Annotated in this window: 17 protein-coding genes; 9 read left to right on the top strand and 8 right to left on the bottom strand. The window is 72.8% G+C overall.

Features of this window, described 5'->3' with window-relative positions:
• Positions 1–18: 18 nt before the first annotated feature.
• Positions 19–1,020 carry a S41 family peptidase gene (locus ACWDCZ_RS11575; protein WP_449815834.1) on the bottom strand — a complete coding sequence of 334 codons (1,002 nt, stop codon included), beginning with the start codon at positions 1,018–1,020 and terminating at the stop codon, positions 19–21.
• A 90-nt stretch (positions 1,021–1,110) separates the two neighbouring features.
• Here ACWDCZ_RS11575 and ACWDCZ_RS11570 point away from each other — a divergent pair, with 90 nt between their 5' ends.
• Positions 1,111–1,713 (top strand): ArsR/SmtB family transcription factor, encoded by a 603-nt coding sequence (locus tag ACWDCZ_RS11570; protein WP_449815833.1) that lies wholly within the window; start codon positions 1,111–1,113, stop codon positions 1,711–1,713.
• A gap of 36 nt (positions 1,714–1,749) precedes the next feature.
• On the opposite strand, the gene ACWDCZ_RS11565 is transcribed toward ACWDCZ_RS11570, so the two are convergent.
• On the bottom strand, positions 1,750–5,244 hold the full coding sequence (locus ACWDCZ_RS11565) for a hypothetical protein (RefSeq protein WP_449815832.1): 3,495 nt from the start codon (positions 5,242–5,244) through the stop codon (positions 1,750–1,752).
• A 227-nt stretch (positions 5,245–5,471) separates the two neighbouring features.
• Between ACWDCZ_RS11565 and ACWDCZ_RS11560 the strand changes: the two genes are divergently transcribed.
• Positions 5,472–6,944: a purine-cytosine permease family protein gene (locus ACWDCZ_RS11560; protein ID WP_449815831.1), complete on the top strand. Its 1,473-nt coding sequence runs from the start codon at positions 5,472–5,474 to the stop codon at positions 6,942–6,944.
• A 37-nt stretch (positions 6,945–6,981) separates the two neighbouring features.
• Here ACWDCZ_RS11560 and ACWDCZ_RS11555 read toward each other — a convergent pair whose 3' ends face one another.
• Positions 6,982–7,155: a winged helix-turn-helix transcriptional regulator gene (locus tag ACWDCZ_RS11555; RefSeq protein WP_375877262.1), complete on the bottom strand. Its 174-nt coding sequence runs from the start codon at positions 7,153–7,155 to the stop codon at positions 6,982–6,984.
• A 110-nt stretch (positions 7,156–7,265) separates the two neighbouring features.
• Complete coding sequence (locus tag ACWDCZ_RS11550; protein WP_449815830.1) at positions 7,266–7,760, bottom strand: ATP-binding protein; 495 nt, start codon at positions 7,758–7,760, stop codon at positions 7,266–7,268.
• 201 nt (positions 7,761–7,961) lie between these two features.
• Between ACWDCZ_RS11550 and ACWDCZ_RS11545 the strand changes: the two genes are divergently transcribed.
• Both ACWDCZ_RS11545 and ACWDCZ_RS11540 read left to right on the top strand, forming a co-directional pair.
• Positions 7,962–9,215 carry an XRE family transcriptional regulator gene (locus ACWDCZ_RS11545; RefSeq protein ID WP_449815829.1) on the top strand — a complete coding sequence of 418 codons (1,254 nt, stop codon included), beginning with the start codon at positions 7,962–7,964 and terminating at the stop codon, positions 9,213–9,215.
• Positions 9,212–9,724, top strand: a complete 513-nt coding sequence (locus ACWDCZ_RS11540; protein WP_449815828.1) for a GNAT family N-acetyltransferase — start codon at positions 9,212–9,214, stop codon at positions 9,722–9,724. Before ACWDCZ_RS11545 ends, ACWDCZ_RS11540 begins: the two co-directional genes overlap by 4 nt.
• Before the next feature lie 69 nt (positions 9,725–9,793).
• On the opposite strand, the gene ACWDCZ_RS11535 is transcribed toward ACWDCZ_RS11540, so the two are convergent.
• From ACWDCZ_RS11535 to ACWDCZ_RS11520, 4 genes are all read right to left on the bottom strand, one after another.
• The gene (locus ACWDCZ_RS11535) at positions 9,794–10,489 is read right to left on the bottom strand and encodes a DUF7158 domain-containing protein (RefSeq protein WP_449815827.1); all 696 of its coding nucleotides are present in this window, start codon (positions 10,487–10,489) and stop codon (positions 9,794–9,796) included.
• Positions 10,486–14,667: a glycoside hydrolase family 38 N-terminal domain-containing protein gene (locus tag ACWDCZ_RS11530; protein WP_449815826.1), complete on the bottom strand. Its 4,182-nt coding sequence runs from the start codon at positions 14,665–14,667 to the stop codon at positions 10,486–10,488. Before ACWDCZ_RS11530 ends, ACWDCZ_RS11535 begins: the two co-directional genes overlap by 4 nt.
• A gap of 77 nt (positions 14,668–14,744) precedes the next feature.
• On the bottom strand, positions 14,745–17,213 hold the full coding sequence (locus ACWDCZ_RS11525) for an endo-beta-N-acetylglucosaminidase (RefSeq protein ID WP_449815825.1): 2,469 nt from the start codon (positions 17,211–17,213) through the stop codon (positions 14,745–14,747).
• Positions 17,214–17,465: 252 nt separating this feature from the next.
• Positions 17,466–18,548 carry a LacI family DNA-binding transcriptional regulator gene (locus tag ACWDCZ_RS11520; RefSeq protein WP_079272693.1) on the bottom strand — a complete coding sequence of 361 codons (1,083 nt, stop codon included), beginning with the start codon at positions 18,546–18,548 and terminating at the stop codon, positions 17,466–17,468.
• A gap of 150 nt (positions 18,549–18,698) precedes the next feature.
• Here ACWDCZ_RS11520 and ACWDCZ_RS11515 point away from each other — a divergent pair, with 150 nt between their 5' ends.
• The 5 genes from ACWDCZ_RS11515 to ACWDCZ_RS11495 all read left to right on the top strand — a co-directional run bounded on the left by ACWDCZ_RS11515 (position 18,699) and on the right by ACWDCZ_RS11495 (position 26,431).
• Positions 18,699–19,988: an ABC transporter substrate-binding protein gene (locus ACWDCZ_RS11515; protein ID WP_449815824.1), complete on the top strand. Its 1,290-nt coding sequence runs from the start codon at positions 18,699–18,701 to the stop codon at positions 19,986–19,988.
• Positions 19,989–20,192: 204 nt separating this feature from the next.
• Positions 20,193–21,065, top strand: a complete 873-nt coding sequence (locus tag ACWDCZ_RS11510) for a carbohydrate ABC transporter permease (RefSeq protein WP_449815823.1) — start codon at positions 20,193–20,195, stop codon at positions 21,063–21,065.
• Positions 21,066–21,071: 6 nt separating this feature from the next.
• Complete coding sequence (locus ACWDCZ_RS11505) at positions 21,072–22,004, top strand: carbohydrate ABC transporter permease (protein WP_449815822.1); 933 nt, start codon at positions 21,072–21,074, stop codon at positions 22,002–22,004.
• Positions 22,005–22,086: 82 nt separating this feature from the next.
• The gene (locus tag ACWDCZ_RS11500; RefSeq protein ID WP_449815842.1) at positions 22,087–23,343 is read left to right on the top strand and encodes a glycoside hydrolase 5 family protein; all 1,257 of its coding nucleotides are present in this window, start codon (positions 22,087–22,089) and stop codon (positions 23,341–23,343) included.
• A gap of 40 nt (positions 23,344–23,383) precedes the next feature.
• A complete protein-coding gene (locus tag ACWDCZ_RS11495) occupies positions 23,384–26,431 on the top strand; it encodes an alpha-mannosidase (protein ID WP_449815821.1) in 3,048 nt (1,015 codons plus the stop codon).
• Positions 26,432–26,442: the final 11 nt, after the last annotated feature.

The following is a 26,442-nucleotide window of genomic DNA, read 5'->3' as shown; positions in this document are numbered from 1 at the left end:
CGATGCCAGGGCCGGAGGTCAGAGCCGGGCGTCCGGCGGCGTGGGGTGGTCGTCCGCCCGGCCGTGGAGGGCCTGTCGGGCCTCCTCGGCCGACGGGGTGTCGCCGCCGAGCCGGGCGATGTCGGCCAGTGCGGCGCGGTGGGCCGTCTCGTGGGCCCGGGCCGGGTCGGTGGCGGTGTCCGGGATGACGCCGGTGCCCTCCCAGTTGCCGCCGGACACCGGGTTGATCGAGCGGGCGGTCGGGATGGTGGCCTCCAGGTGGGGGTGGAGCGTGAAGCCCCGGCGGGGGTTGGCGCCGCCGCCGGAGGCCTCGCCGACCACCACGGCGCGGCCGCGCTGCTGGAGGTCGTACGCGAGCGCCTCGCCGCCCGAGAAGGTGGCCCCGCTGATCAGCACGTAGAGCGGCTTGCTGCCGCCGAAGCGCGGGCCGGGTGCCGGCGCGGGGCTCCAGAACTGCCGTTCGGCGTCCTCCTCGCGGTCGTAGATCGTGCTGAGGTGGGTCGGGCCGTCGAAGAGGTGGCCGCAGATGTGGGCGACCGTGTACGGGTCGCCGCCGACGCACTCGCGCAGGTCCAGGACCAGGGCCTCGGCCCGCGCGACCAGGCCAAGCGCGGCGTTCAGCGAGTCGCCGGTCATGTCGAGCGGGAAGAGGATCGGCGCGAGCTTCAGCAGGGCGACGCCGCCCTCCAGCCGCTCGATCCGGGGTACGCCGCCGAGCGAGAGGTCGGCGGCCCGCGCCAGTTCGGCGAGGACGGCGCCGTCCTCCTGCTCCGTCGGGATCGCGTGCGGGTGGAACTTGAGCCGCAGGTGGCCGTCGCCGTTGACGGACTGGAGGTCCTCGGTGACCAGCCGGCCGAGCGTCTCGGGGTCGCCGGCCCGGTGGTAGCGGCCCCGGGACAGCGCGTCGTCGAGGCCCCGGGCGATCCGCTCGCCGATCTCGGGGAAGACGTAGAGCCCGGCCGTGAGCCGGCTCACCTCGGTGACGATCCCGGTGATCTCGGCCGACTGGAGCTGCGCCATCTGCTGTCCCCCGCTGGTGATGATCGGTCAGGTCGCGACGAGTAGAGCACGCGGCTTGCGAAAGCGTCAAGAACATTGGACGCTTTACGCATGGACGACCAGCAGCGGGAAGACCGGCCCCAGGAGCACGAGCCCCACGACCCCCAGCCGGAGGGCCACCAACCCGAGGACCACCAGCCCGAGGACCACGAGCTGACCATCGAGAGCCCGCAGCAGTACAAGGCGCTCTCCCACCCGCTGCGCCAACGGCTGCTGCTGGCACTCGGCGGGCAGCCCGCCACGGTCGGCCGACTGGCGGCGCTGCTGGACAGCCGCAAGGGCACGGTGGCGCACCACCTCAAGGTGCTGCAGGAGGCCGGCGTCGTCCGCATCGTGGAGACCCGGAAGGTGCGCGGCGGCAGCGAGCACCTCTACCAGCGCACCACCCGCCGGATCGCCGTCACGGAGCGTGGTGCCGGACGCGACGCCGGGCCGACCACCGCCCTGCTCAAGGCGGTGGCCGAGGAGTGCGCCGACGCCCCGCAGGAGCCGGTGCTGGTCCTGCGGCACCTGCGGCTGACCGCCGACCAGGCCGCGCGCCTCGGCGCCACCCTCCAGGCCCTGGTCGCCGAGGCCGCCGAGGCCCCGCCCGGCGAGCCGGTGCACGGCGTCCTGGTGGCGCTCTACGAACAGGCCGCCGGACGCGACGACTGACCGCCGCGCCCCTACCGGCCCCGCTCCCCCGCTCTCCTACTCCGTCGCCGTCCGTACCGCCAGGGCCGCCTCCCGGACGTCCGGCTGTGGGTGGCGGCGCAGGGTGCGGAGCAGTGCTCGCCACTGCGAGCGCCAGCCGGTGCGCGGGCCCAGGGCGTGGGCGAGGCCGACCGCGAACAGGCCTTGGGTGTGGCCGCCGTGGGCTGCGAGCCGTTCGGTCACGGTGTGCAGGACCGCCGGGTCGCCCGGGCGGCGAGGCATGTTGAGCCGGCTCCGCAGGGCCTCGGCCGTGCGGGCGGCCAGCACCGGGCGGTCACTGTGCAGGGCGGCCAACCGGTCCAGCTCGGCGAGGAGATGGTCCTTGGCGGTGTCGAACTCCAGGGTGGCGGTCAGGAGTTGGACGGCCTTGGGTATGAAGTCAGGTTCGGTGGAGAGGAGTTCGGCTGCCTCGCCGACCGCCTTCAGGCCCTCCGCCGACGGGCGGTCGGCCGCGCCGGCGGCGAGCCGGGCGACCAGGTGGTCGATCCGCTGCCGGGCCGGCCGGTCCCGGTCGGCGGCCGCGTCCAGTCCGCCGCTGCCACCGTCCCCGTCCACGTCCCCGTCCTCCCGCTCCGGGGCTCCCGCGGCCGATGCCTCGCTCGCCAGCAGCTGCGCCAGCGCCTCGGTCAGCCGGCGGCCCGTGCCGCCGACGGCGAGCGCGGCCAGGCCGGCTGCGGCGGCCCGCCAGGAGGAGCGGTTGGCGAGGTCGACGGTGCCCGCCAGCAGCAGCTCCTCCGCTTCGGGGTACCAGGGCGACCAAGCGGCCAGCAGGTCGAGCGCGACCTGGGCGGTGTGCGGGTCGTCGCCGCTCGCCACCCGGGCCACCAGCGCGGCGTAGCGGGGGCGGTCGGTGGTCGGCAGGTCCAGCGGCCGGGTGCGCAGCACGGCGGACCGGGCCACGGGGGCGCCCGTCGCGGCGTCTTCGAGCAGCCGCCAGGCCGCGGGTGCGGGGAGCAGGTCGACGGTGGCGGCCACGACCGCCGCCCGGACGTCGCGGTGCTGGCCGGGCAGGTCGTGGGCCTCGGCGAGGAGTGCGCCTGCGGTGTCCACCGGCAGCAGCCGGGCGGCCAGCCGCACCAGCTCCTTCCGGCTGGTGACCTTCGCCCCACCGCCGCCGGCCACCCCGCCGCCGGCTTCCGCGGCCCCGTCCGCCGCCGGCAGCAGCACCGCCCGCAGCATGTCCGCCAGTCGCGACGGCGCGACGAACCCGGCGGCCCGCCCGGCCGCGTACAGCGCGACCCGCGCCCGGTCGTTCCCGGCCTGGGCGAGCAGCAGGGGCAGTGCCTCGGCGGGCCGGTCGGTCCAGATCAGGGCTCCGAGCGCGGCCTCGGCGAGCACGGTGTCCGGGGAGTCGACGTACGGCCGGACGGTGGCGAAGCCGCGCTCGGGGACCGCCACCACGGTGCGCAGGTGTCCGGCCCGTACCTGCCGGGGCAGCGAGGCGTCGGCCGCGGCTGCCGCCAACAGGCGTGCGGCGGCGGCCTGTTGGGTGGGTGTCCAGCCCTCGATCCCGTCGACCGGCGGCAGCCAGCGCGTCCCCGCCGCCAGGAAGCGCCCGTACGGCGGGGTGTCGGCGAGAACGGTGTCCAGCAGGTCGGTGCGCCCGCGGGCCAGCACCCGGAGCACCGGCGGCAGGACGGCGGCCGACGGTTCCAGCTCCAGCACCCGTGCCACCCGTTCGCCGCGGGTGGCCGGGTCCGCGAGCCAGTGCCGGACGGCCTGGATGAAGGTCGCGTTGTCGCCGAACTGGATGGCCTCCCAGAGGAGTTCCTGCAGTTCGGGCAGGTGGTGGGCACGCCGGCCCAGGGCTCCGGCCAGGGCGAAGGTCAGCGTGTGGTCGACCCGGTCCGCACCGGCCGCCAGCCACGGGCGCAGCGCCTCGAAGACCTGTGCCTCCTGTCCGCGCCGGAGCACGGTGTCCAGTCGGCCCAGCGGAACGCTGCCGAGTATCCCGGAGAGCTGCCGCAGGGCGGCCAGGGCCCAGCCCAGCAGCGGCTGTTCACCGCTCACCGCGTGCTCCCGCAGGACGGCGAGGGCGAGTTGCGAGAGCGCTCCGCGGGTCTGCCAGGAGGTGTCCCGGGCCTCGACGGCGTCGGTGACGATCCGGCCAAGGGCGGCGGCCGCCGCCTCCCCCCGGAAGAGCGCGGGCGGGACCTCGGCCAGCGCGACCAGGGCCGGGGAGCGGACCGGATCCTGCTCGTTGCGCAGCCGCAGCAGGTCGTCGAGGAGTTCGCCGACGGCGGCCGGCTCGCCCGACCGGGCCGCGTTGCGGACCAGCAGCGGGTAGGCCAGCGCCCGGTCCTCCGCGGCCGGCCGCCGGGTGGCGGCGAGCAGCCGCGGCCGGGCCTCGGCCACCGGCAGGTGGGCGACGTGGGCCAGCACGACCGACCACGCGGCGCCGCGCTCGGCGGCCTGCGCGGCCATCCGCCGGGCCTCGGCCTGCGCCCGTCGGCGGGGCAGCGCGTCGAGCACGGCCCCGGACAGCTCGCTGCGGCCGAGGTCCCGGTCCGCGGTGACGAGGTCGTAGAACGCCTCGCGCCGGGACGGCGGCAGGGCGCGCAGCAGCCGGGCGAGCCAGATCGGGGCGGTGCTCCAGGCCCGGCCGAGGTCCGGCAGCTCGGGCGGGTCGAGCCGGGCGACCCGGGTCAGCGCGCTGCGGGAGATCGACGCGGTGGCGGCGCGTTCGGGCGGCGTGATCAACCGGATGGTCCGGCCGGGCGCGGCGGTCAGCAACCGGCCCAGGCACCCCTGCACCGGCTGCGGCAACCACGTGGGGCAGTGGCGTTCCAGCAGGTCCAGCACCCGCTCCGGTCGGTGTCCGGCGGCGGCCGCCAGGACGTCCGCGTTGCGCTGCCACCAGGCGGGGCGGGCCGGCTCGGGCAGTTCGGCGAGCTGGCGGGCCACCTCGTCCAGCAGCAGGTCGGGGTGGCGGCGGGCCAGGGTGTTCCAGTGCGTCACGGCGAGGAACAGCCCGGGCAGGTTCCGGGCGACGGTCTCGGGCCCGCAGCCCGGCAGCAGCCGGGCCGCCGCCGCGTCCCCCCACGCCTGCCGGACGGGGAGCAGCAGCCGCTCCGCCAGCGCGGTGCGCCCGCGGGCGACGATCAAGGTGGTGAGCCGGTGGCGCAGGACGGCGGGCGCGTCGGCCATCGCCGCGGCCAGCAGCTCGTCCGCGACCGGCAGGTGGAGTGCGGCCTTCAGGGCCTGGCGGCTGACCGCCGGGTCGGGATCGGTGAGCCGCGCGGCGACGAAGGCGCCGTCCCCGGCGATCGTGGCGGCGACTCCGGCCAGCCCTCGGCCGTAGGCGCCGCGCTTGTCGAGTTCCGCCAGCAGCGGGCCGAACCGCTCCGGTCCGTCGCCCTCGTTCGGTCCCTCCGCTGCCCGTTCCTTCGTCCAGGCGGCGAGGCGCCGCATCCGGGCGGGGTGGGCGAGCGGGGCGAGCTCAGCGAGGAGGTGGTCGACGGCTTCGGCCGGGCTGTGCGGTGCACTGGACATGCGGGCCATTCAACAGGCCGCCCGCCCCCGCGGTCGCAGGGTTTTCCGGGCGGACCGGCCGCGGGGCCGGGAGGCGGGTGCGCCGACCGCCGCCGGCGAGCACCCGCGCCAACCGCTCTGCGTCCAGAACAAAGTAGGATGATTCGACTCCCGCTACGCGCGAAGAGTTCCACAAATATCTTATTTGACCGATTTACCTCCCGCTTCACACGCACGGAGCCACCCTCATGGACAATCCGTCCACCGACGCCAACGACGGCGCGATCGAGACCCGCGGCATTGAGCCTGTCCCCGACCACGAGCGCCGGGGCAGAGTCCGCGAGCTCTTCCCGACCTGGGTCGCGGCGAACATCAGCGTCCTGCTCCTCACCATGGGTGCGGCCCTGGTGGTGTTCAACCACTTGAACTTCTGGCAGGTCCTGGTCGTCGCCGCGTGCGCCGCCCTCATCTCGTTCGGCATGGTCGGCGTGCTGTCGGTCTCCGGGAAGTGGGGCGGAGCCCCGGGCGCGACCCTCTCCCGGGCCACCTTCGGGGTGCGCGGCAACCTCTTCCCCGGCGCGATCCTCTGGATCGCCCGGTTCGGCTGGGAGACGATCAACGCCGTCACCGGCGCCTACGCCGTGCTGACCGTCCTCGACCTGGTCTTCGGCGTCAAGAGCAACACCGCGCTGATCGTGATCACGCTCTTCGCCTTCGTCGCCTGCACCTTCCTGGTCTCCGGCATGGGCCGGAAGGCGCTGAACGTCTGCAACACCTGGTCGACGTACCTCTTCGGGGTCTTCAGCGTGCTCGTGCTGGGCTACCTGGTCGCGACCATGAACTGGAGCGAGGTCTTCTCCAAGCCCGCGGGCACCACCGCGATGATGATCGCCGGCATCGGCACCATCGCGGCCGGCGGCATCAGCTGGGTCCCCACCGGCCCGGACTTCGCCCGCTACCTGCCGCACGCCGCCTCCGGCCGGAAGATCGTCGGCGTGACGGTCTCCGGCGCCGGCCTGGTCATGGTGCCGATGGTGCTGATGGGCGCCGTGATGGCGGTGGCCTCGCCCGGCCTGGCCGAGGCCGCGGACCCGGTCTCCTTCCTCGGCGACCTGCTGCCGACCTGGCTGGCCGTGCCCTACCTGCTGACCGCGATCGTGGGCATGCTGCTGATCAACAGCCTCTCCATGTACTCGGCCGGCTTCACCGCGCAGACCATGGGCGTGAAGCTGCCGCGCGCCATGGCCGTCAGCATCAACGCCGTGATCTCGCTGGTCGGCGGCCTGCTGCTGATGCTGGTCGCCAAGAGCTTCCTGGGCTCGTTCATCACCTTCCTGATCCTGCTCGCCGTCTCCTTCTCGGCCTGGATCGGCGTCTACGCGGTGGACATGTACCGGCGCCGCTCGCGCGCGGTGCGCTACGACGCCGCCGCGCTCATGGACACCAGCAGGAAGAGCCGCTACTGGTACACGGGCGGCTTCTGCTGGCAGGCGATGGTCTCCTGGGTGCTCGCGCTGCTGGCCGGGCTCGCCTTCACCAAGTGCGACTGGTTCGCCGGCCCGTTCTCCGGCACCTTCGTCGGCAAGTACGGGCTCGCCTGGGCGGCGACCATCGTGATCTCCGGCGTGATCATGGCCGCGCTCCCGACCCCCCGGGAGAACACCTCCGGCGCCGACGAGCAGCCTGCCGAGCAGGCCGCTGAGCAGGCCGCCACCGTCTGACCGCACGACCACGCCCCCGGACCGCCCGGCGGTCGGCTCACCCGAGCCGACCGCCGGGCGGCTCCGTTTCGGCGGCCCACCGGTGGCTCCAGGCGGTGAGCGGGCCGAGGGCGGTGACGAGGTCGGCGCCGAGCGGCGTGAGCCGGTAGGCGTCGTCGTGCGGGGCGAGCAGCCCGGCCTCGGTCAGCTCGGCGATGCGGGTGCTGAGCACCCCCGAACAGCTACGGGCGACCGCCGCCGATCCCGGGCCGGGCCCTTGCCGCCATAGAGGAAGTAGTCGTACCACTTCACCTACGACGAGATCACTCTCAGCGGGACGGCTCACGCCACCAAGCTCTGCGCGCAGAGGTTGCGCGCGGTGCCCCACCCGTACGTGGGGCACCGCGCCTCGTGGGATTCCAGGAAGTCGAACCACACGACCTTGCCCACCCCTTCCACCGGATGCCAGCCCCACGCATGAGCCAGCGCCTCGACGAGGATCAGCCCACGTCCGCTGGTCGCTTCCGGGTCCGCTCCACCGCGTTCGAACGCCGGGTTGGAATCCGCGACCTCAACACGCAGCCGCTCGCCCGCGCGGCGAACGGTCACCGTGCAGCGTGCCTTCGAGTGCTCCATCGCGTTCGCGATCACCTCGCTCGCACAGAGCTCCAGCTCTTGCAGTGCTTCCCCGGAGAGCGGCACATCCCAGAAGCGGACGATGTCCATCACCAGCCTCCGCGCCGGCGGCACGGCCGCGCTGTCCGGCGGGACATCCCACTCCAGGGGCACCGGAAAGCGAGCGGTCTTGAGCGGGCTGACGATCATCTTCCACCCCATTGCTCCTCCATCACCCGTTCGACGGCAACGCGCAGTGAGTCACCAGGTGCGCCCGGTTGCTTCCGACATCAACTCAACGCCGACTCGACGCCGATGGCGAGTGAAAAACCTGGCTGCCAAGGGCGCCCTCAGAAGGAAAAACTGACCTTCCCTTTGCACATGGACATACGCCCTGAGTGACCATCGGGATACGCTGGGCACATGGTGGGCAACACCGAACTGCGCGCCGTCATGGCGGATCTGGGGCTCACAAGGGCCGACCTCGCGCACCTGGTCAACCAGGAACTCGTCGCCCTCGGGTGCCCTGGGACCCTCACCGTGAGGACAGTGGGCACTTGGCTCTCCGGACAGTCCCGTTGGCCTCAGGGCAGGATCCGCACCGCGCTCGAACGCGCGCTGAGGCGGACACCCGAGCAGCTCGGCTTCATCCCACACCGGACTGCCCAGCCCCAAGTGCCCTCGGAGGAACCTGTGCTCCGTCGCGACTTCCTCGCCGCTTCGGCCGCCGCCGCCCTCCCATCCATGATCGCCTCGCGCGGCCAGGCTGTCGGTCACACCGACGTCGACCGGCTCAAGGAGAGTCTCAGGACCCTCACCGCGCTCGATGACCACCGCGGAGGACACGGATCACTTGAGACAGCCGCTCTGGCCGGCTCCGATCAGGCACTCGGCAAGGTGGACAGGACGATCAGCGACAGCGTCCGGCGGCGTCTCTACAGTCTCGCCGCCGACTACACCGCCACCGCCGCGTTCTCGTGCATCGACGACCGCCGCTTGGACGACGCCGAACGGCATTTCGAGACGGCTCTGCGCCTTGCCGGCCTCGGAAACGACCACGTCACCACAATGCGGGTCTTCAACTGCCTCTCCATGGTGGGCTACCACCGCAACAAACCGGCGGCTGCCCTGTCGGCGGCCTGGGCCGCCCAGAACGCCCAGGCAGCCCGCCGCGACCCGCTCCTCGCCTCTCTCGCACACGCTCGGGCCGCCATCGCCCACTCCACCACGGGCGACCGGCAGGCCGCCCTCCGCTGCCTCGGCCACGCCCGTGATGCGCTGAGCCGCGTGGATGACCGCGAGCGCCCCACGTGGACCGACTTCTACGGCTCGGCCGAACTGTTCGCGCTGAGTGCCGTCGTCCACCAACACCTCGACAACAGCGCGGAGTCCGAGAGCGCATCACATCGTGCCCTGGCCGGGATCCCCCCGCAGTTTCGCCGCAACCGCGCCTCCGCCACGGCCCGCCTCGCACTCGCCCAGCTTGGACAGGGGGAGATCGAACAGGCCACCACCACAGCTAACAACGTGTACACGTTGATGGGTGACGACCCGCTGCCACCGAGGCTGCTGACCCTCCTCGGCGACTTCCATCGCGGCCTGATCACCCTGGCACCGACCTCGGCGGTTACGCGAGAGTGGACCGACCGAGTCCACGCCCAGGGAGAAACCCAGTGACGATAGCCCTCCGCCGCTACCAGGCCGGCGGTCTTCCCTCCGGCCATGCGCAGTTGCTCATCGACGTCCACGCGGATGCCTACCGGGACCAGGCCGACGACCCCTTCGTCCAGCGCTTCCCGTGGTTCGCCAAGCACTGGACGTCCCGGCCCGGTTACAGCTGCGTCATGGCCTACGACGGCGACGAGCCGGTCGGCTATTCCTACGGTGCGCCGCAGGAGGACGGCCGCGAGTGGTGGCGTCAGCACATGCCGCCGCCCGCCGACGCGTCGACGTTCGCCGTCTCCGAGGTCATGGTGCGCCCCGACTGGCGGAAGCTGGGAATTGCCGAGCAGACGCACGAGGCGCTGTTGTCCGGACGGGACGAGGCGCTGGCCGTTCTCTATGTCGACGTGACCCACCCTCGTGTCCAGGCCATGTACGAGCGCTGGGCGTACGAGAAGGTCGGCGAGCACCGTCCGTTCGAGGATGCTCCGCTGTACGCCGTCATGGTCCGCGCTCTTCACTGACCGGGCGGACCGAAGAGGTCCGTGCCCGCCGCGCTCGGTGGACGAGCGCGGCGGGCGCGTCCGTGCACCTCAGTGGCGGTGGTGGTTGTCGGGTTGGGCGGGGTCGCCTGGGTGTTCCAATCCCTCGACCAGGGTGAGGCGTTGGGCGCGTTCGTGGTCGAGCCAGCGGACGAATGCTGATCGGCGGGCGGCGGCGCGGAGGGCGGGGGTGGGGTCGTCACCCCCCTGGGTGGTGTGGGTGGCGAGGAGGGCTGCCGTCCAGGGGCCGGCGGTGACCCACGCGCCGGGTGGGGCTGCGCGGAGGGCTTCGGCGAGGGCGACGGGGAGGGTGGTGGGGTCGGCTTCCAACTCGCCGTCGGGGAGAGCGAGGTGCCAACTCTCGGCCGCCGGGCGGGTGGTCATCGTGCGGTAGTGGGCGATGTCCTCGGGTGAGGGGTCGATGTCGGCCGTCACGGCGTCGTAGACGGCGCGGACGGCGGCGCTGCCCTCGTAGGCGGCCGCTGTGATGGAGCCGAGTTCGACGGCGGCCTGCTGGTCGAGGCGGGCGGGGCCGTCAGGAGCCACGGGCAGGTCGCGTTCGGCGGCGACCGTCTCGCAGAGGGCTTCGGTCAACAAGACCTGCGCGACCCAGCGGGTCAGCTGGCGGTCCTCCGAACTGCCCGGTTGTGGCAGGGCGGTGGCGCGCGGGCCGTTCCGGAGGGCGGCGAGGCGGTGGTCGAGGGCCGCACGTGGGAGGGGGCGACCGTCGAGGAGGCCGAGGGTCATGCTTCCACCACCAGGGCGACGGTCGGGGCGTACTGGCAGCGGCCGAACCACATGACCTTCGCCAGGGCCCAGTACGAGCCCGGATCGGTGGATTCGGCGACGGAGACGGCGAATTCGACCACCGACGACGTGCCGGCCGGGACGGTGAAGCCGCGGACGGGGTCGGCGATGACGTCCCAGGTGCCCCAGGGGGAGACCAGTTGCAACTCGCCCCGGATCTCGCCGCGGGTGCGGTTGGTGAGGGTGAGGGAGAGGGCGGTACGGCTGCCGGGGACGACGTGCAGCGTCTCGGTGGAGACCTCGACGTCCAGGCCGGTGTCGCGGCCGCTGGTGGCCTTGGTGCCCTGGGCGATCGTCCAGTCCTCGGGGGTGTCGCCGGGGACGGGCAGCAGGCCGGGCAGTTCGCCGACGGCGATGGTCACCACGTCCTCGATCTGCTGGCCGTCGTGCTCGATCCGGACGGCGGCGAAGTGCAGCCCGCGCTCGGCGTCGGCCGGCGGGGTGAGGGTCACCGGGAAGCGCAGGTGGCCGTCGGGTGCGAGCCGGTACGGGCGGCTGCCGAGGCTCGTGGTCCAGCCCTCGGGCGGGAGTACGACGGCTGTGCCCTCGACGGCCGCGTCCCGCAGCTGGGAGGAGAGGGCCACCGAGAGCGTCACCGGCTCCCCCGCCGTCCGCAGCAGTCCGGGCGAGGCGCCGACGGACACCGGCAGGTAGCCGAGCGGTGCCGGGCCCCGGTTGTGCAGCCAGTAGCGGGCGTGGACGGGCTGGGCCGTCTCCGCCACCGGACCGAGGTCCGTCTCACCCTCCGGGGCTGTGACGGCCGGGGAGGCGAGCAGGGTGGCGATCTGCGAGCCGGCGAGGTCGAGGGCGGGGCCGTCGGCGGGGCGCGGGCGTTCCAGCAGGTCGGCGGCTCGCACGTTGTCCAGGCCGAGTGCGCCGCTGAGCTTCGCCGTCCGGCCGAGGCCGGTCGACTCGACCAGCCGGACGGTGAGTTCGCTGCCGAGCGGCGCGGCGGAGCCGTGCGCGATCGGGTTGCCGGTCGGCTTGAGGGCGCCGAGCAGCACCTCGCGCTGGGGTTCGACCCGCAGCCAGGAGAGGGTGGCCGGCAGCGGTCCTTCCTGGGCAGGGGCGATCCGGGCGTACAGCGGGTGGTTGAACTCCTGGCCCTGGGCGGGCAGTGTCTGGTCCCGCCAGTCGCCGTTGCCTCCGACCAGTGCGTAGCTGAACTCGTGCGTCCAGTGCTGGAGTTGGAAGGAGGCGCCGTCGGGCAGGGTGCGCCGGGGCGGGTCGATCCAGACGCCGGACGGCCAGCCGGTGCAGGAGCGCATCAGCGACAGGTGCAGCGCGCCGGTGGTGTCGACGGCGAAGCCGGGCAGGCCGAAGCTCAGCAAGGCCACGGTGTGGTCGGCGAGTTGGTCCTGGACGGCGGACGGGCAGACGGCGGTGATCCGGGCGTCGGCCAGGTCGTCGACCAGGGCGGAGGGGTCGGAGACGATCAGTGCCGGCAGTGCGCGCAGGTCGCGCAGGTCGGCGTCCGGGCGCCAGACCTCGGTGAGCGGGGTCGCCGCCGGTACCCAGACCGCGCCGTGCGTCTTCAGGGCGGCCGCGTACTCCTCGCCCGCCAGGTCGATCAACTCCCGTGCCACCGGGTTGAGGTCCGGCGAGCCGACCACGATGCGGAAGTCCGGCAGGTTGGAGTCCACGTCCAGCCAGCCGTACCGCGCCCAGTCGGCGCCCGAGGTGGTGGCGGTGACCCCGATCCGTGCCAGCGCGACCACCAGGGGGCGGGCGTCGGCGGCGTCGTCCAGGGTGGGGACGACGACCTCCGCCACGCCGAGGGCGCGCGAACCGGTCACCGTACCCGTGCTGTCGGTCAGTTCGGCCCGCGCGGTGGCGCCGAGGCCGAACCAGGTGTTGGCCGGGTTGTCCAGGGTCCACGGCGCCTCCGCCGAGTCCACGTCGGGCATCGCGAAGCCGCGTCCGACGACCGCGCCCGCGACCTCGCTGACCGGCAGGCCGCCGGGGACGTCCACCGGGAAGCGCAGCCGCAGCAGCCGGTCGGCGCCGGAGTAGTCCACCACCCGGGTGCGGCAGTCCACCCGGTCGAGGCCGCGCCACAGGGTGACGGTCTGCTCGTACCGGACGCCGTCGACGGTGCCGTCGATCACCAGGCGCTCGCCGAGCGGCCCGGTCTCCCGGCGGACGGCGGCGTCGGCTCCCCCGGAGCCGGTCACCGGTCCGCTGGGCACCAGGTGCCAGGGGCCCTCGCCGAAGTCGGGGTGCTGCGGGTACTCCTCGTACACGCGCAGCTCGTTGCCGATCCGCCCGTCCTGGATCAACTCCCGATCGTGCAGGAGGTCCTGAACCGAGCAGAGGCCGCCGCCGCGCGCCGGGTCGGCGGTCACCCGGTACCGGCCGTTGCCGATCGTCGCGCCCGGGGCCGGTGTCCACGGCTGCTCCGCCTCCCCCTCCACCAGTCGCCAGGTGCGCCAGCCGAGCGCGGGCACGTCCGCGGCGAGGAAGCGCAGGGTGCCCCGGTCGACGGCGCTGGGCACGGGCGAGCCGGCGTCGTCCAGCACCCTCACCGAGTCGGTGCCGGACGGGAGTTCGACACTCACCAGGTCGGTCCGGTCGAAGGAGAGCGTGTTGGCGACCACGACGGCCTGCCCCGCGCCCGCCGTGGAGATCCGCGCGGTCAGCGCGTCCAGCGCCGCGTCCCGGACGCCGGAGGCCAGGTCGTACGCCTCCCGCCAGCCGCCGAGCAGGTCCAGGTACACCTGGTCGGACTCGGAGCCGGTGATCGCGTCGTGGTGGGCGCCGTAGGCGAGTTGGCGCCAGACCTTGTCGAGCGCCGCGGCCGGGTAGCGGCCGAGGCCGTGCACGGAGACGAGCGTGGCGAGCTTCTCGGCGTCCACGGCCGCGACCTCGCCGGCCCGTTGGGCCTGCTTGGTGTCGATGTACGAGACGTCCTTGCCGGTGTACACCGGGTTCATGTCGCGGGTCTGCGGGCTGGGCCGCCGGCCGGTGGCCGCCAGCTCGGCGCGGACGGCGTCGAGGAAGTCGCGCGGGGTGGCGCAGACGAACCGGGGCCAGAGGTACCTGGCGGCCCAGGAGCGGTGGATCTCGGTGACCCACTTGTTCGGCGGGGTGTAGTCCGTGCCCACCGGCAGCAGCAGGTTCTTCGTCGCGCCCACGGGCTTGAGCTTGCGGTACAGCTCGTAGACGGCCTGTTCGGCGGTGGCGAGGTCCGGGGAGGAGTCCATCCACCAGCCGGCCGAGTAGTGGTGCGGCATGTAGTGGGTGAGCACGCCGTCCCCGCCGGGGGCGATCCACTCGAACTCGCTCGGGAACTGCATCACCCGGGCGTCGTCCTTGGCCTCGCGGAAGTTCTTCTGGATCGGGCCCCACTGGTGGAAGGGGCCGCGCGCCCAGGCGCTGCCGGTGAGGCCGGCCGCGGCGAGGTGGCCGGGGAACTGCGGGTCGTGCCCGAACACGTCGAGCTGCCAGGCGGTCCGGGGGTCGCCGCCGAGGATGTCGCGCTGGTAGCCGATGCCGTAGACGATGTTGCGGATGGTGGTCTCGGCGCCGGTGAGGTTGGTGTTCGGCTCGTTGTAGGTGCCGCCGACGAGTTCGACCTGGCCGCGTTCCAGCAGCTGCCGCAGGGTCTCGCGGCGCTCCGGGTGCTGGTCGAAGTACGGCTTCAGGTAGTCGACTTCGGCGAGCACGAACTTGTACACCGGGTCCCGCAGGGCGAGGTCCAGGTGGGCGTCGACGAGGGCGAAGCCGTTGCGCTCCCACAGCGGCCGGGTGGTGGCGTCGGCGGAGAGCAGTTCCCACGGGGAGGTGTAGGCGGCCTGGGTGTTCCACCAGACCGGGTCGTAGTGGAAGTGCGAGACCAGGAACATCGTCCAGCCGGGCTCGGCGACCTCGACCACGGATTCGGCGGTGGCGTCCGAGGCCCGGACGGTGACCGGGAGTCGGTCGCCGGGCGAGGCCCCGCCGATCTCCAGCGGGACCTCGACCAGGCCCGTGCCGGTCGCCTCGCCGCGGACGCCCGGGCCGCTGACGGTGATCCGGGCGGCCGGGCCCTCCAGCGTGACCCGCAGCACTTGGCGCGGGGCGTCCTCGGGGCCGACGAACAGATCGGTGCTCTCGACGGCGGTGATGGTGACCGGCACGGGGGTGCTTCCTTTCCTCGAACAGGGCGGCGCGGGACAGCGCGGGACAGCGCGGGACAGCGGGAGGGCAGCGCGGGCTACGCGCCCCAGGCCTCGAACTCGTAGACGCGGGCGGCCGGATCACCGTTCTGGGTCGGCGTGTTGACCACCAGCCGGACGTAGCGGGCGGCGGTGTCCACCGGGTGGGTGGTGGTGCCGGCCGTGTTGCCGGTGACGTCGGCGACGGTCGTCCAGGGGTCGTTGGCTCCCGAGCGGACCTGGATGGTGAAGTCGCGGGTGTTGTACGAGGTGCTCTCACCGCCCGCCGCCGCGTGCTTGACCACGAACTTCGACAGCTGCTTCGCCGAACCGAGGTCCACCTCCAGCCACTTGGCGGAGGTCAGCGCGCACCACTTGTCGCCGGTCCCGCCGCTGACGCTGCCGTTGACGGCCTTGGCCGGGCCCTCGTTGGCGTTGCACTGGCCGGAGGCGGTGGCCGGGCGGTTGAGCGCCAGGTTGGTGGAGGCCGGCGGGGTGCCGTTCCAACCGACGGTCGTGGACGCGGCGGTGGAGCGCCCGTAGGTGGTGGACACCGCCTCGACGTCCAGCGTGGTGGCGTTCTCGCCGCCCGCCCGGTCGAGCCGCCCGACGAAGTACGCGTCGTTGGGCGTGGCGCCGAGGAAGCTGCGGCTGCCGTCCGCGTTGCGGCGGTACACCTCGTAGTGGTGCACGTTGCCGCCGGGCGCCGCCGTCCAGGACAGCCGCAGCGACTGGCTGGAGCCGGCGGTCACGTCGCTCGCGCCGAGCACGGTGAGTCCGGCCGGATCCGCCGGGGTCTCCACGGAGCCGTCGTAGACGGCCAGTTGGCCGACCCGGAGGTCGTACGAGGGGTCGGACCCCTCGACCCGCAGGGCGACCTGGGCGATGGTGCGGCCCGCGTACGGGGAGAGGTCGAGGGTGTGCCGCTCCCAGCCGGTGCCGGTGTTGGCGCCGACGTCGACCGTGGTGAAGCTGCTCGGGGAGTCCGTGAACGACACCGCGGCCTTGAGCTTCGTGGGCCCGGCGGCCGGGGTCTTGACCACCAGGTCCAGCCTGGTGTTCGCGGCGACGGGCAGCTTGGTCTGGTACAGCCGTACGGTGTTGGCGGCGTCGAGCTTTCCGCTCAACCGCAGGGAGGAACCGCCCTGGTAGGCGTCGCCGAAGTCGACGGACGGGGTGAGCCTGCTGCCGGTCGAGTCGACCATCCAGCGGTAGGTGGGCGGGACGTCCTGGAGCGAGAGGTTGTTCCAGCCGCCGGTGGCGACCCGGGTGCCGGCCGCGTTGTAGAAGTCGCCCTGCCCGGTGTCGAAGGTGGTGACGAACGGCTTGGCGGTGATCGGCGAGGATTCGGCGACGTAGCCGGCCAGGCCGGGCCAGCTCGCCGAGAGGTCGGTCCGGGACGGGTCGTTGTTGGCGCCGACCCAGTAGCGGGCGTCCTTGGTGTAGAAGTCGGCGCGGTCGGTGGCGGACTTCCAGGTCCACTCGGGGCGGTAGAGGCCGAGCGAGGTGGTGTGCGGCTGCCCGGACGGGAAGAGGGCGGACCAGTTCACGCCGGTGTTGTAGCCGTTGGCCTCGGTGTCGATGCCGGAGTAGAGGTCGTACTCGCTGCGGCCGAGCTGCCGGGCCAGCGCCCGGGAGGAGTTGAGGCCGCTCGCCGACCAGTCGAAGTTCAGGAACATCGAGTCCGAGGTGCGCTTCGAACCGTCCTGCAGGAAGGGCGAGTTGGCGGAGGTGAGGGCGTTCTGCCAGTTCACCCCGCCGGAGGTGGTCATCGCGTCGTACCACATGAACTCGGTACCGCTCTGCGCCTTGGTGTACTGCATCAGGTTGCGCAGCTCGCCCGCCAGGGCCGAATCGCCGCCGCCGGTCTCCTGGTTGATGAACCAGCCGTCGAAGCCGTAGTACTGCGCGGCCTGGACGAGCTTGTCGGCGACGGGGTAGCGGCTGCCGGACTTCTGGACGAAGTCGCGCACCCACTGGAGCTGTCCGCCGTACGCGCCGGGCGGGAAGAAGACCGTGCCGTAGACCTTGACGCCGTTGCGGTGGGCGGCGTCGATCACGGTCGGGTTGGGGGCGAGGATGAGGCCCTCGCCGGCCGAGCCGCCCCAGAACACCAGCTTGTCGACGTACTGCCAGTAGCCGAAGGCGTAGTAGTTGGGGTCGGCGGAGCCCTGCGAGGGGTTGTTGGAGGTGGGGCCGAAGGAGACCAGCGAGGCGATCTTCCCTTCGCCGGTCCGGGCGTTGGGGTTGGCCCGCAGCGCCGGGTCGCTGGTGCGCGGCTGGAGCGGGACGCGGGAGCGGTTGAAGCGGGCGTCCGGGTCGGTGGCCGGGTCCCAGTTCAGGATGCTGTTGGGGTACCAGTACGAGGCGAAGGGCTGGCTGCCCTGGCCGGCGGTGGCGGCGGGTGCCGCGGCCGGCCCGGCGCCCGGCAGCGCGGCCGGTACCGGGTCGGCCCAGGCCGCGGGGGTGGCGGTCAGGGCGGCCGTCGCGAGGACGGCGCTGAGCAGCAGGGGGAGGCGTCGTGACATGCGGTGGCTCCGATCGAGCGGAGGAGGGTGGGGGCGGGCCCGCCGTCGCGGACGGGGGCCCGGCTGCATGCGGGCGTGCCGGTGCTGGAGCGTGTGGTGCCGGTGGTGGATCGGGTGGGGGTCGCGCCGCCGCCGGGCCCCCGGCGCACCGGAGCGGCGGCGCGGGGAGCGGGACGGTCGGCGGGACGGGCAGCGGGGGCCGGACGGGGTGCGGCGGAGCGGACCGAGCGGCTGCCGCTCGGCGCTGCGAGGCTAAACCGGTTCAGAACCGCTGTCAACGATGCGCGCGACAACCACTCCGGAGGGGGAAGTCCCGGGCGCGCCGGGCGGCGAGGTGGACTCCCGGACGGTCAGCCGCGGCGTGGGCATCTGGAGGTCCCGCCCCGCACCAGCCCCCTCCAGCGCCTCCAGCAGGCTGCGCGCGACCTGCTCGCCGAGCGCGAAGGTGTCCCGGCTGAGCGCGGTCAGCGGCGGGTGCACGATCCGGGCGAGCACCGAGTCGTCGAAGGAGACGATGGACAGCTCGCCGGGCACCGCGACCCCCATCTCCCCGGCCACGCCGAGCCCGGCGACGGCCATCACGTCGCTGTCGTAGACGATCGCGGTGGGCCGCCCGGCCCGGGACAGCAGCGTCCGGGTGGCGGCCGCGCCCTCGGCGTCGCTGAAGTCGGTGGGCACCGACACCGCCTCCTCCAGCCCGAGCCGGCGCGAGGCGTCGCGCAGCGCGCGGATCCGCCGCTGGGTGTGCTGGAAGTGCGGCAGCCCGGCGAGGTGGGCGATCCGCCGGTGGCCGATGGCGGCCAGGTAGTCGACGATCGAGAGCATCGCCTCCCGGTCGTCGGCCCAGATCCGCAGCTGGTTGCCGCCCTTGCCGGGCCCGCCCAGCACCACGGCGGGCAGCCCGAGTTCGTCCAGCACCGGCAGCCTCGGGTCCCTGACCTGGAGGTCGACCACGATGAAGCCGTCGACCCGGTGCTCGGAGGCCCAGCCCCGGTAGACCTCGATCTCGGCGGCGGTGTCCTCGACCACCATCAGGTGCAGCGCGATCGAGCTGGCCGAGAGCACCGCCTGGAGCCCGGACAGCAGTTGGCTGAAGAACGGCTCGACGCCGATGGTCCGGGCCGGCCGGGCGATCACCAGGCCGACGGCGTCGGACCTGGCTCCGCCGAGGGCCCGCGCGGCGCTGTGCGGGCGCCAGTTCATCTCCTCGGCGACCCGCAGGATCCGGGCCCTGGTCGCCTCGCTGACACCCGGCCGGCCGTTGAGCGCGAAGGACACCGCGCCCTTGGAGACACCGGCCTGGCGGGCGATGTCGGCGATCGTCGGTCTGCCCACAGAACCCGACTCCTCTCTTGACATCCAAGTTTAGGCGGGAGCATAGTCCCTGGCATAGCTAGACCGGTTTAGTTAGTCAGGTTGCGGAATCCGACACAACCCCCGAGCTCGGCACGATCCCCCACCCACCCCCAGGACCGGGAGACCCTCATGCGAAGAATCTGGGCGGCACTGACCACGACCGCGCTCGCCACCGCCGCGCTCACCGGCTGCGGACTCGGCTCCGGCGACACCAAGGACAGCGACGCGGTGGCGAGTGCGGCCGCCACCGGCGAGGTCAAGGGCAAGGTCTCGATCCAGACCTGGTCGCTCAAGCCGAAGTTCACCGACTACATGCAGGGCGTGCTGGACGGCTTCAAGAAGAAGTACCCCGGCGTCGACGTCGAGTGGCTCGACCAGCCCGGTGAGGGCTACTCCGACAAGGTGCTCAGCCAGGCCGCCGCCGGCAGCCTGCCCGACGTGGTCAACCTCCCGCCGGACTTCGCCTTCCCGCTGGCGAAGAAGGACGTCCTGCTGGACATCGCCAAGGCCGACCCCAAGCTCGCCGAGGAGTACGTCCCCGGCGGCGTGGACGCCTACCGGTTCAACGGCTACCAGGGCACCTTCGGCTACCCCTGGTACCTCAACACCGATGTGAACTACTGGAGTTCCGAGCTCCTGACGAAGAACGGCCTGGACCCGCAGAAGCCCCCGGCCAGTCTGGACGAGCTGATCGCCCAGGCCCGGACGATGAAGGAGAAGTCCGGCGGCCAGACCTACCTGATGAGCCGCAAGCCGGGCATCGGGGACCTGTACAACATCGGCGTGAAGATCATGTCCGACGACGGCAAGTCCTTCACCTTCAACACCCCCGAGGCCGCCGCGCTGCTCGACAAGTACCGCGACGCCTTCAAGGAGGGCCTGATGCCGAACGGGGTGCTCACCGACACCTACGCCGGCAACTCCAAGCTCTTCAGCTCCGGCACGGTGGCCTGGACCACCGGCGGCGGCAACTACATCACCAGCCTCGCCACCGACAACCCGACCCTCGCCCCGAAGGTCGTCTCCTCCCCCGCGATGGCCACCCCGCCGCTGTACGTCCAGGGCCTGTCCATCCCGAAGAACACCAAGAACCCGGCCGCCGCGGTGGCCCTCGCCCGCTGGGTGACCAGCCCCGAGAACCAGGCCGCCTTCGCCCACCTGACCAGCGTGTTCCCGTCCACCAAGGCCTCCGCGAACGACCCGTTCTTCAGCAAGAGCGACGGCACCAACGCGGGCGACGCCAAGGTGACGGCCTTCGCCTCGCTCGCCAAGGCCAAGCTGATCCAGCCGGTCGAGGTGGACGACGCGATGGGCACCATCATCAAGCAGCAGTTCGCGCTGGCCATCAGCGGCGACACCAGCTCCAAGCAGGCGCTGGACACCGCCGTCGAGCAGTGCAACAAGCTGCTCAAGGGCTGATCCGACGCCGCCCCGGCACCAGCCCCGCGGTGCCCCACCCCGCACCGGAGACGTACCAGCGACGTACCGGAGACGTTCCGGCGCGGCACCGGAGACGTACCGGAGACGTACCGGCGAAGTACCGGTGAAGCGGCGGGCCTCCCCCGCGCCCGCCGCTCCCCGGGAATCACCCGCACCACCCCCAGGCCCCAGGAAGGCAACGGCATGACCCACCGGCGTTGGTTCACCCCCTGGCTGCTCGCCGGGCCCGCGATAGTCTGGCTGGCCGTCTTCAACCTCTGGCCGGCCGTCAACACGGTGATCCTGTCCTTCACCAACGCCAAGCCCCTGGGCGGCGGGCAGTTCACCGGCCTGGAGAACTTCGGCCGGCTGCTGGACGACGACCAGCTCGCCGACGCCCTGGTCAACAGCATCGTGTTCATGCTGGTCTGCCTGCCGCTGCTGACCGTCCTGCCGCTGCTGCTCGCCCTGCTGGTGCAGAGCAAGATCCCCGGCATCACCTTCTTCCGCACCGCCTTCTACACCCCGGTGATCGCCTCCGCCGTCGTGGTGGCGCTGATCTGGGGCTGGGTGCTGGACGAGCGGGGCCTGGCCAACGGCCTGCTGCAGCAGACCGGGCTGGCCGACTCCCCGGTCGCCTTCCTGACCGACCGCTGGCTGCTGCTGTTCAGCGCGATCGCCCTGACCGTCTGGAAGGGCCTCGGCTACTACATGGTCATCTACCTGTCCGCGCTCGCCAACGTCCCGCGCGAGCTGCACGAGGCGGCGGCCGTGGACGGCGCCGGACCGCTGCACCGGTTCTGGCACGTCACCCTGCCCGGGGTGCGCCCGACCATGATCCTGATCTCGGCGCTGATCTCGGTGAGCTCGCTGCGCGTCTTCTCCGAGCTGTACGTGCTCTCCAACGGCCTCGGCGGCCCCGGCGGCCGGGACATGTCGGTGGTGATGCTGATCCAGATGTACAGCCGCGGCTTCAACGGGCACCTGGGCTACGCCTCGGCGCTCAGCCTGCTGCTGTTCGTCGTCACCCTCGGCCCGATGCTGTTCCTGATGCGGCTGAACCGGAAGGCGGCCTGACCCCCCATGACCACCGTCCGCACGCCCCAGTCCCCCGACACCCCCGCCGAGCCCGCCAAGGCCGCCGAGGCCGCCAGGCCCACCGGCCCCGCCAGGCGCTCCCGGAGCTTCAACACCCCCTCCACCGCGCAGACCGCCGCCCGCTACCTGCTCCTGGTGCTGGTCCTGCTGCTGGTCATCGGCCCCTTCCTGTGGCAGCTGTCGACCTCCCTCAAGGGCCCCGCCGAGGACGTCTACACCCGCACCCCGAGCTTCCTGCCCGACCAGCCCACCCTGGGCAACTACGGCAAGGTCGCCGAGGTCATCCCGGTGTGGACCTACGCGCTCAACTCGGTGATCGTCGCCGTGGTCTGCATCACCGGCAACGTGGTCGGCTGCACGCTGGCCGGCTACGCGCTCGCCCGGCTGCGCTTCCGCGGCGCCAAGCTCGTCCTCGGCCTCTTCCTCGCCACCCTGATCCTGCCCGGCGAGGTCACCATCGTCTCCCAGTACGTGCTGGTGCGCGGACTCGGCCTGGCCGACACCCTGGCCGGCGTCGCGCTGCCCGGCTCGATCGCGATGCTCAACGTGCTGCTGATGCGCACCGCCTTCGCCGCCGTCCCGGCCGAGTTGGACCAGGCCGCGCTGGTGGACGGCGCCAACGTCTGGCAGCGGCTGTGGCACATCGGCCTGCCGAACGTGCGCGGCATGCTCAGCGTGATCGTGATCTTCACCTTCATCGGCGCCTGGGACGACTTCCTGTGGCCGCTGATCGTGCTCAACGACCCGCAGAAGTACACCCTCACCGTCGGGCTCCAGTACCTCAACGGCACCTTCGCCGCCAACCCCCGGCTGATCGCGGCCGGCACCATGATCGCCTTCCTGCCGATCGTCGTGGTGTTCGGCGTCTGCCAGCGCTTCTTCTTCAAGGGCGTCGAGGAAGGAGCCGTCAAGGGATAGCCCGACCGGGGACCGCCCCCGCCGGTGACGACCCACCGTCCGTACGCCCCACACCCGTTGAGGAAGCCCTCCGATGACCCCGATGACCACCGCTCCCCGCTTCGGCGTCAACTACACGCCCAGCGCCGGCTGGTTCCACCACTGGCTCGACTTCGACCTCGACGCCGTGCGCGCCGACTTCGACTCCATCGCCGCCCTCGGCCTGGACCACGTGCGGGTCTTCCCGCTCTGGCCGGTCTTCCAGCCCAACCGCACCCTGATCCGCCCGCGCGCCGTCGAGCAGCTGACGGCCCTGGTGGACGCGGCCGGCGAGCGCGGTCTCGACGTCGCGGTGGACGGCCTGCAGGGCCACCTGTCCAGCTTCGACTTCCTCCCGTCCTGGACGCAGACCTGGCACCGCCGCAACATCTTCACCGACCCCGAGGTGCTCGACGGCCAGGCCGCCTACCTGCGCACCCTCGCCGGCGCGCTGAGCGAGCGGCCCAACTTCCTCGGGATGACGCTCGGCAACGAGATCAACCAGTTCTCCGGCGCCCCGCACCCCGCCCCGGACCGGGCCACCCCCGCCGAGGCGGAGGCCTGGCTGCGCCGGATGCTCGACGCCTGCGAGCAGGGCGCCCCCGGCCGGCTGCACCTGCACGCCTCGTACGACGCGGCCTGGTACCTGGACGAGCACCCGTTCACCCCCTGGCACTCGGCCCGGATCGGCGCCGCGACCGCCGTGCACTCCTGGGTGTTCAACGGCACCGCCCAGCGCTACGGCGCCCACTCCACCGCCACCGCGCAGCACGCCGCCTACCTGGTCGAGCTGTCCAAGGCCTGGGCGGACGACCCGGCCCGCCCGGTCTGGCTGCAGGAGGTCGGCGCGCCCGCCCCGCACATCACCCCGCAGGACGCGGCGCGCTTCACCGGCGCCACCGTGGAGGCCGTGCTGGACTGCCCGGACCTGTGGGGCGTGACCTGGTGGTGCTCGCACGACGTGGACCGCTCGCTCGCCGACTTCCCCGAACTGGAGTACAGCCTCGGCCTGTTGACCACCGACCGGACGGTCAAGCCGGCCGGCTCCCGGCTCGCCGAGGCCGCCGCCGAGGCCCGCCGCTCCTGGCAGCCGCCGAAGCCGCGCAGCACCGCCGTGGTGGTCGCCACCGGCGACGAGGCCCTCTCGCCCCGGCGCTCGGTCTGCGGCCCCGGCGGCCCGGTGTACGAGGCGTTCATGCGCCTCGCCGCGGAGGGCGCCCGCCCGACCACGGTGCTCGCCGAGCGCGCCGAGGACCGCGAGCACCTCGCCGCGCGCGGCATCACCGAGGTGGTCCACCCCTCCGACGTACCGTCCCTCTAGTCCGTCCGTTCCCCTCAGCCACGCAACGGAGCCCGCTGACATGCACGATGACCGCACCCTGGTCGAGTCCCGCCTCAAGCGCGTCCTGGACGAGCGCATCCGCCCGGCCGTCTACCCCGAGTCCGTCCCGCTGGAGGTCGGCATCTGGACGGCTCCCGGCGAGCCCGTCCCGGTCGCCGAGGGCCTGGCCGCCCCGCGCACCCCGATCGCGGTCGGCGACGCCTGGGGAGCGCCCTGGGGCACCAGCTGGATCACCGTGACCGGCACCGTGCCGCAGGAGTGGGCCGGGCGCACCGTCGAGGCGCTGATCGACCTCGGCTTCGACGCCAACATGCCCGGCTTCCAGTGCGAGGGCCTGGTCTACCGCCCGGACGGCTCCCCGGTGAAGGGCCTCAACCCGCAGAACCAGTGGGTGCGGATCGCCGCCCCGGCGGCCGGCGGCGAGCAGGTGCTGCTGCACGTCGAGGCCGCCTCCAACCCGGTCATCCTGGACTACCACCCCTTCCTGCCCACCGAGTTGGGCGACAAGGAGACGGCCGGCGACCAGCCGCAGTACAAGCTGACCCGGATGGACCTCGCGGTCTTCGACGAGACGGTCTGGCAGCTGGTGCTGGACCTGGAGGTGCTCGGCGAGCTGATGGCCGAGCTGCCGGTGGAGGGTGCCCGCCGCTGGGACATCCTGCGCGCGGTCGAGCGGGCGCTCGACGCCGTCGACCTCCAGGACGTCAACGGCACGGCGGCGGCGGCCCGTTCGGAGCTGGCCGGTGTGCTGGCCGCGCCCGCCGTGCCGTCCGCGCACCGGATCAGCGCGATCGGCCACGCGCACATCGACTCGGCCTGGCTGTGGCCGCTGCGCGAGACCGTCCGCAAGGTGGCCCGCACCACCGCCAACATGACGGCGCTGCTGGAGGACGAGCCGGACTTCCTCTACACCATGTCCCAGGCCCAGCAGTTCGCCTGGATCAAGGAGCACCGCCCCGAGGTGTACGCCAGGGTCCGCAAGGCCGTCGCCGAGGGCCGGTTCGTCCCGGCGGGCGGCATGTGGGTGGAGTCCGACACCAACATGCCGAGCTCGGAGGCGATGGCCCGGCAGTTCGTGCACGGCAAGCGGTTCTTCCTGGACGAGTTCGGGGTGGAGAACCACGAGGCCTGGCTGCCGGACACCTTCGGCTTCACCGGCGGCCTGCCCCAGATCATCCGCAACGCCGGCTCCAAGTGGCTGCTGACGCAGAAGATCTCGTGGAGCCAGATCAACAAGTTCCCGCACCACACCTTCCTCTGGGAGGGCATCGACGGGACCAGGATCTTCACCCACTTCCCGCCCGTGGACACCTACAACTGCTCGATGAAGGGCAGCGAGATCGCCCACGCGGCGAAGAACTTCAAGGACAAGGGCGTCGCCCGGCACTCGCTCGCCCCGACCGGCTGGGGCGACGGCGGCGGCGGCACCACCCGCGAGATGGTCGCCAAGGCGGCCCGGATGAAGGACCTGGAGGGCTCGGCCACCGTCCGCTGGGAGAAGCCCGCCGAGTTCTTCGCCAAGGCCGAGGCCGAGTACCCGAACCCGCCGGTCTGGGTCGGCGAGCTCTACCTGGAGCTGCACCGCGCCACCCTGACCAGCCAGGCGAAGACCAAGCAGGGCAACCGGCGCAGCGAGAACCTGCTGCGCGAGGCCGAACTCTGGTGCGCCACCGCCGCGTTGCGCACCGGCGCGGAGTACCCGTACGAGCAGCTGGACCGGATCTGGAAGACGGTGCTGCTGCACCAGTTCCACGACATCCTGCCCGGCTCGTCCATCGCCTGGGTGCACCGCGAGGCCGAGGCGACGTACGCGGCGCTGGCCGGGGAGCTGGAGGCGCTGATCGGCGCGGCCCAGCAGGCGCTGGCCGGGGCGGCCGCCGGCGGGCGGGAGCTGGTGTTCAACTCGGCGCCGCACAGCCGCTCGACGGTGCCGGCCGGCGGGGCCGCCGCGGTCGGCCTGCCGGACGGCACCTGCGAGGCGGTCGAGCGCCCCGGGGGCGGCCTCACGCTGCGCAACGGCCTGCTGGAGGTCGTCGTGGACGCGGACGGCCTGATCGCCTCGGTGGTCGAGACCGCGACCGGCCGGGAGACCGTCGCCCCCGGCAGCCGGGCCAACCTGCTCCAGCTGCACCCCGACTTCCCCAACATGTGGGACGCCTGGGACGTCGACCAGTTCTACCGCAACACCGTCACCGACCTGACCGGCGTGGACTCGCTCACCGCCGCGTCGTCCCCCGCCGGGGCCTCGGTGCGGATCGCCCGCTCCTTCGGCTCCTCCACCGTCGTCCAGACCCTCACCCTGCCGGCCGGCGAGCAGCGGGTGGACATCGACACCGAGGTCGACTGGCACGAGACCGAGAAGTTCCTCAAGGCCGCGTTCCCGCTGGACGTCCACACCGAGCGCTACGCCGCCGAGACCCAGTTCGGCCACCTCTACCGGCCCACCCACACCAACACCAGCTGGGACGCGGCCAAGTTCGAGGCCTGCAACCACCGCTTCGTCCACCTCGACGAGCCCGGCTGGGGCGTCGCCCTGGTCACCGCCTCCACCTACGGCCACGACGTCACCCGCACCGTGCGCCCCGACGACGGCGGGACCACCACCACGGTCCGCTTCTCGCTGCTGCGCGCCCCGCGCTTCCCCGACCCGAAGACCGACCAGGGCCTGCACCGCTTCCGGCACGCCCTGGTGCCGGGCGCGGCGATCGGCGACGCCGTCCGCGAGGGCTACCGGATCGGCCTGCCCGAGCGGACGGTCACCGGCAGCGCCGAGCGGGTCGCCCCGCTGGTGGAGCTGGACAACGACGCCCTGGTGGTGAGCGCCGTCAAGCTCGCCGACGACCGCAGCGGGGACCTGATCGTCCGGGTCTACGAGGCCGGCGGCGGCCGCGCCCGGGGCCGGCTGACCACCTCCTACCCGCTGGCCGGCGCCGTCCCCTGCGACCTGCTGGAGCGGCCCTGGGACGGCACCCGCGGCGAGGTGGCGGTCGAGGACGGCGCGGTGCGCCTCGCGCTGCGCCCGTTCGAGCTGGTCACCCTGCGGCTCAGCGCCGCCCGCCGAGGCTGATCTACGCTGTT

Source organism: Kitasatospora sp. NPDC001225, assembly GCF_053597855.1.
Note: the sequence above shows the minus strand (reverse complement) of the source record. Positions and strands in the feature narration are given on the sequence as shown.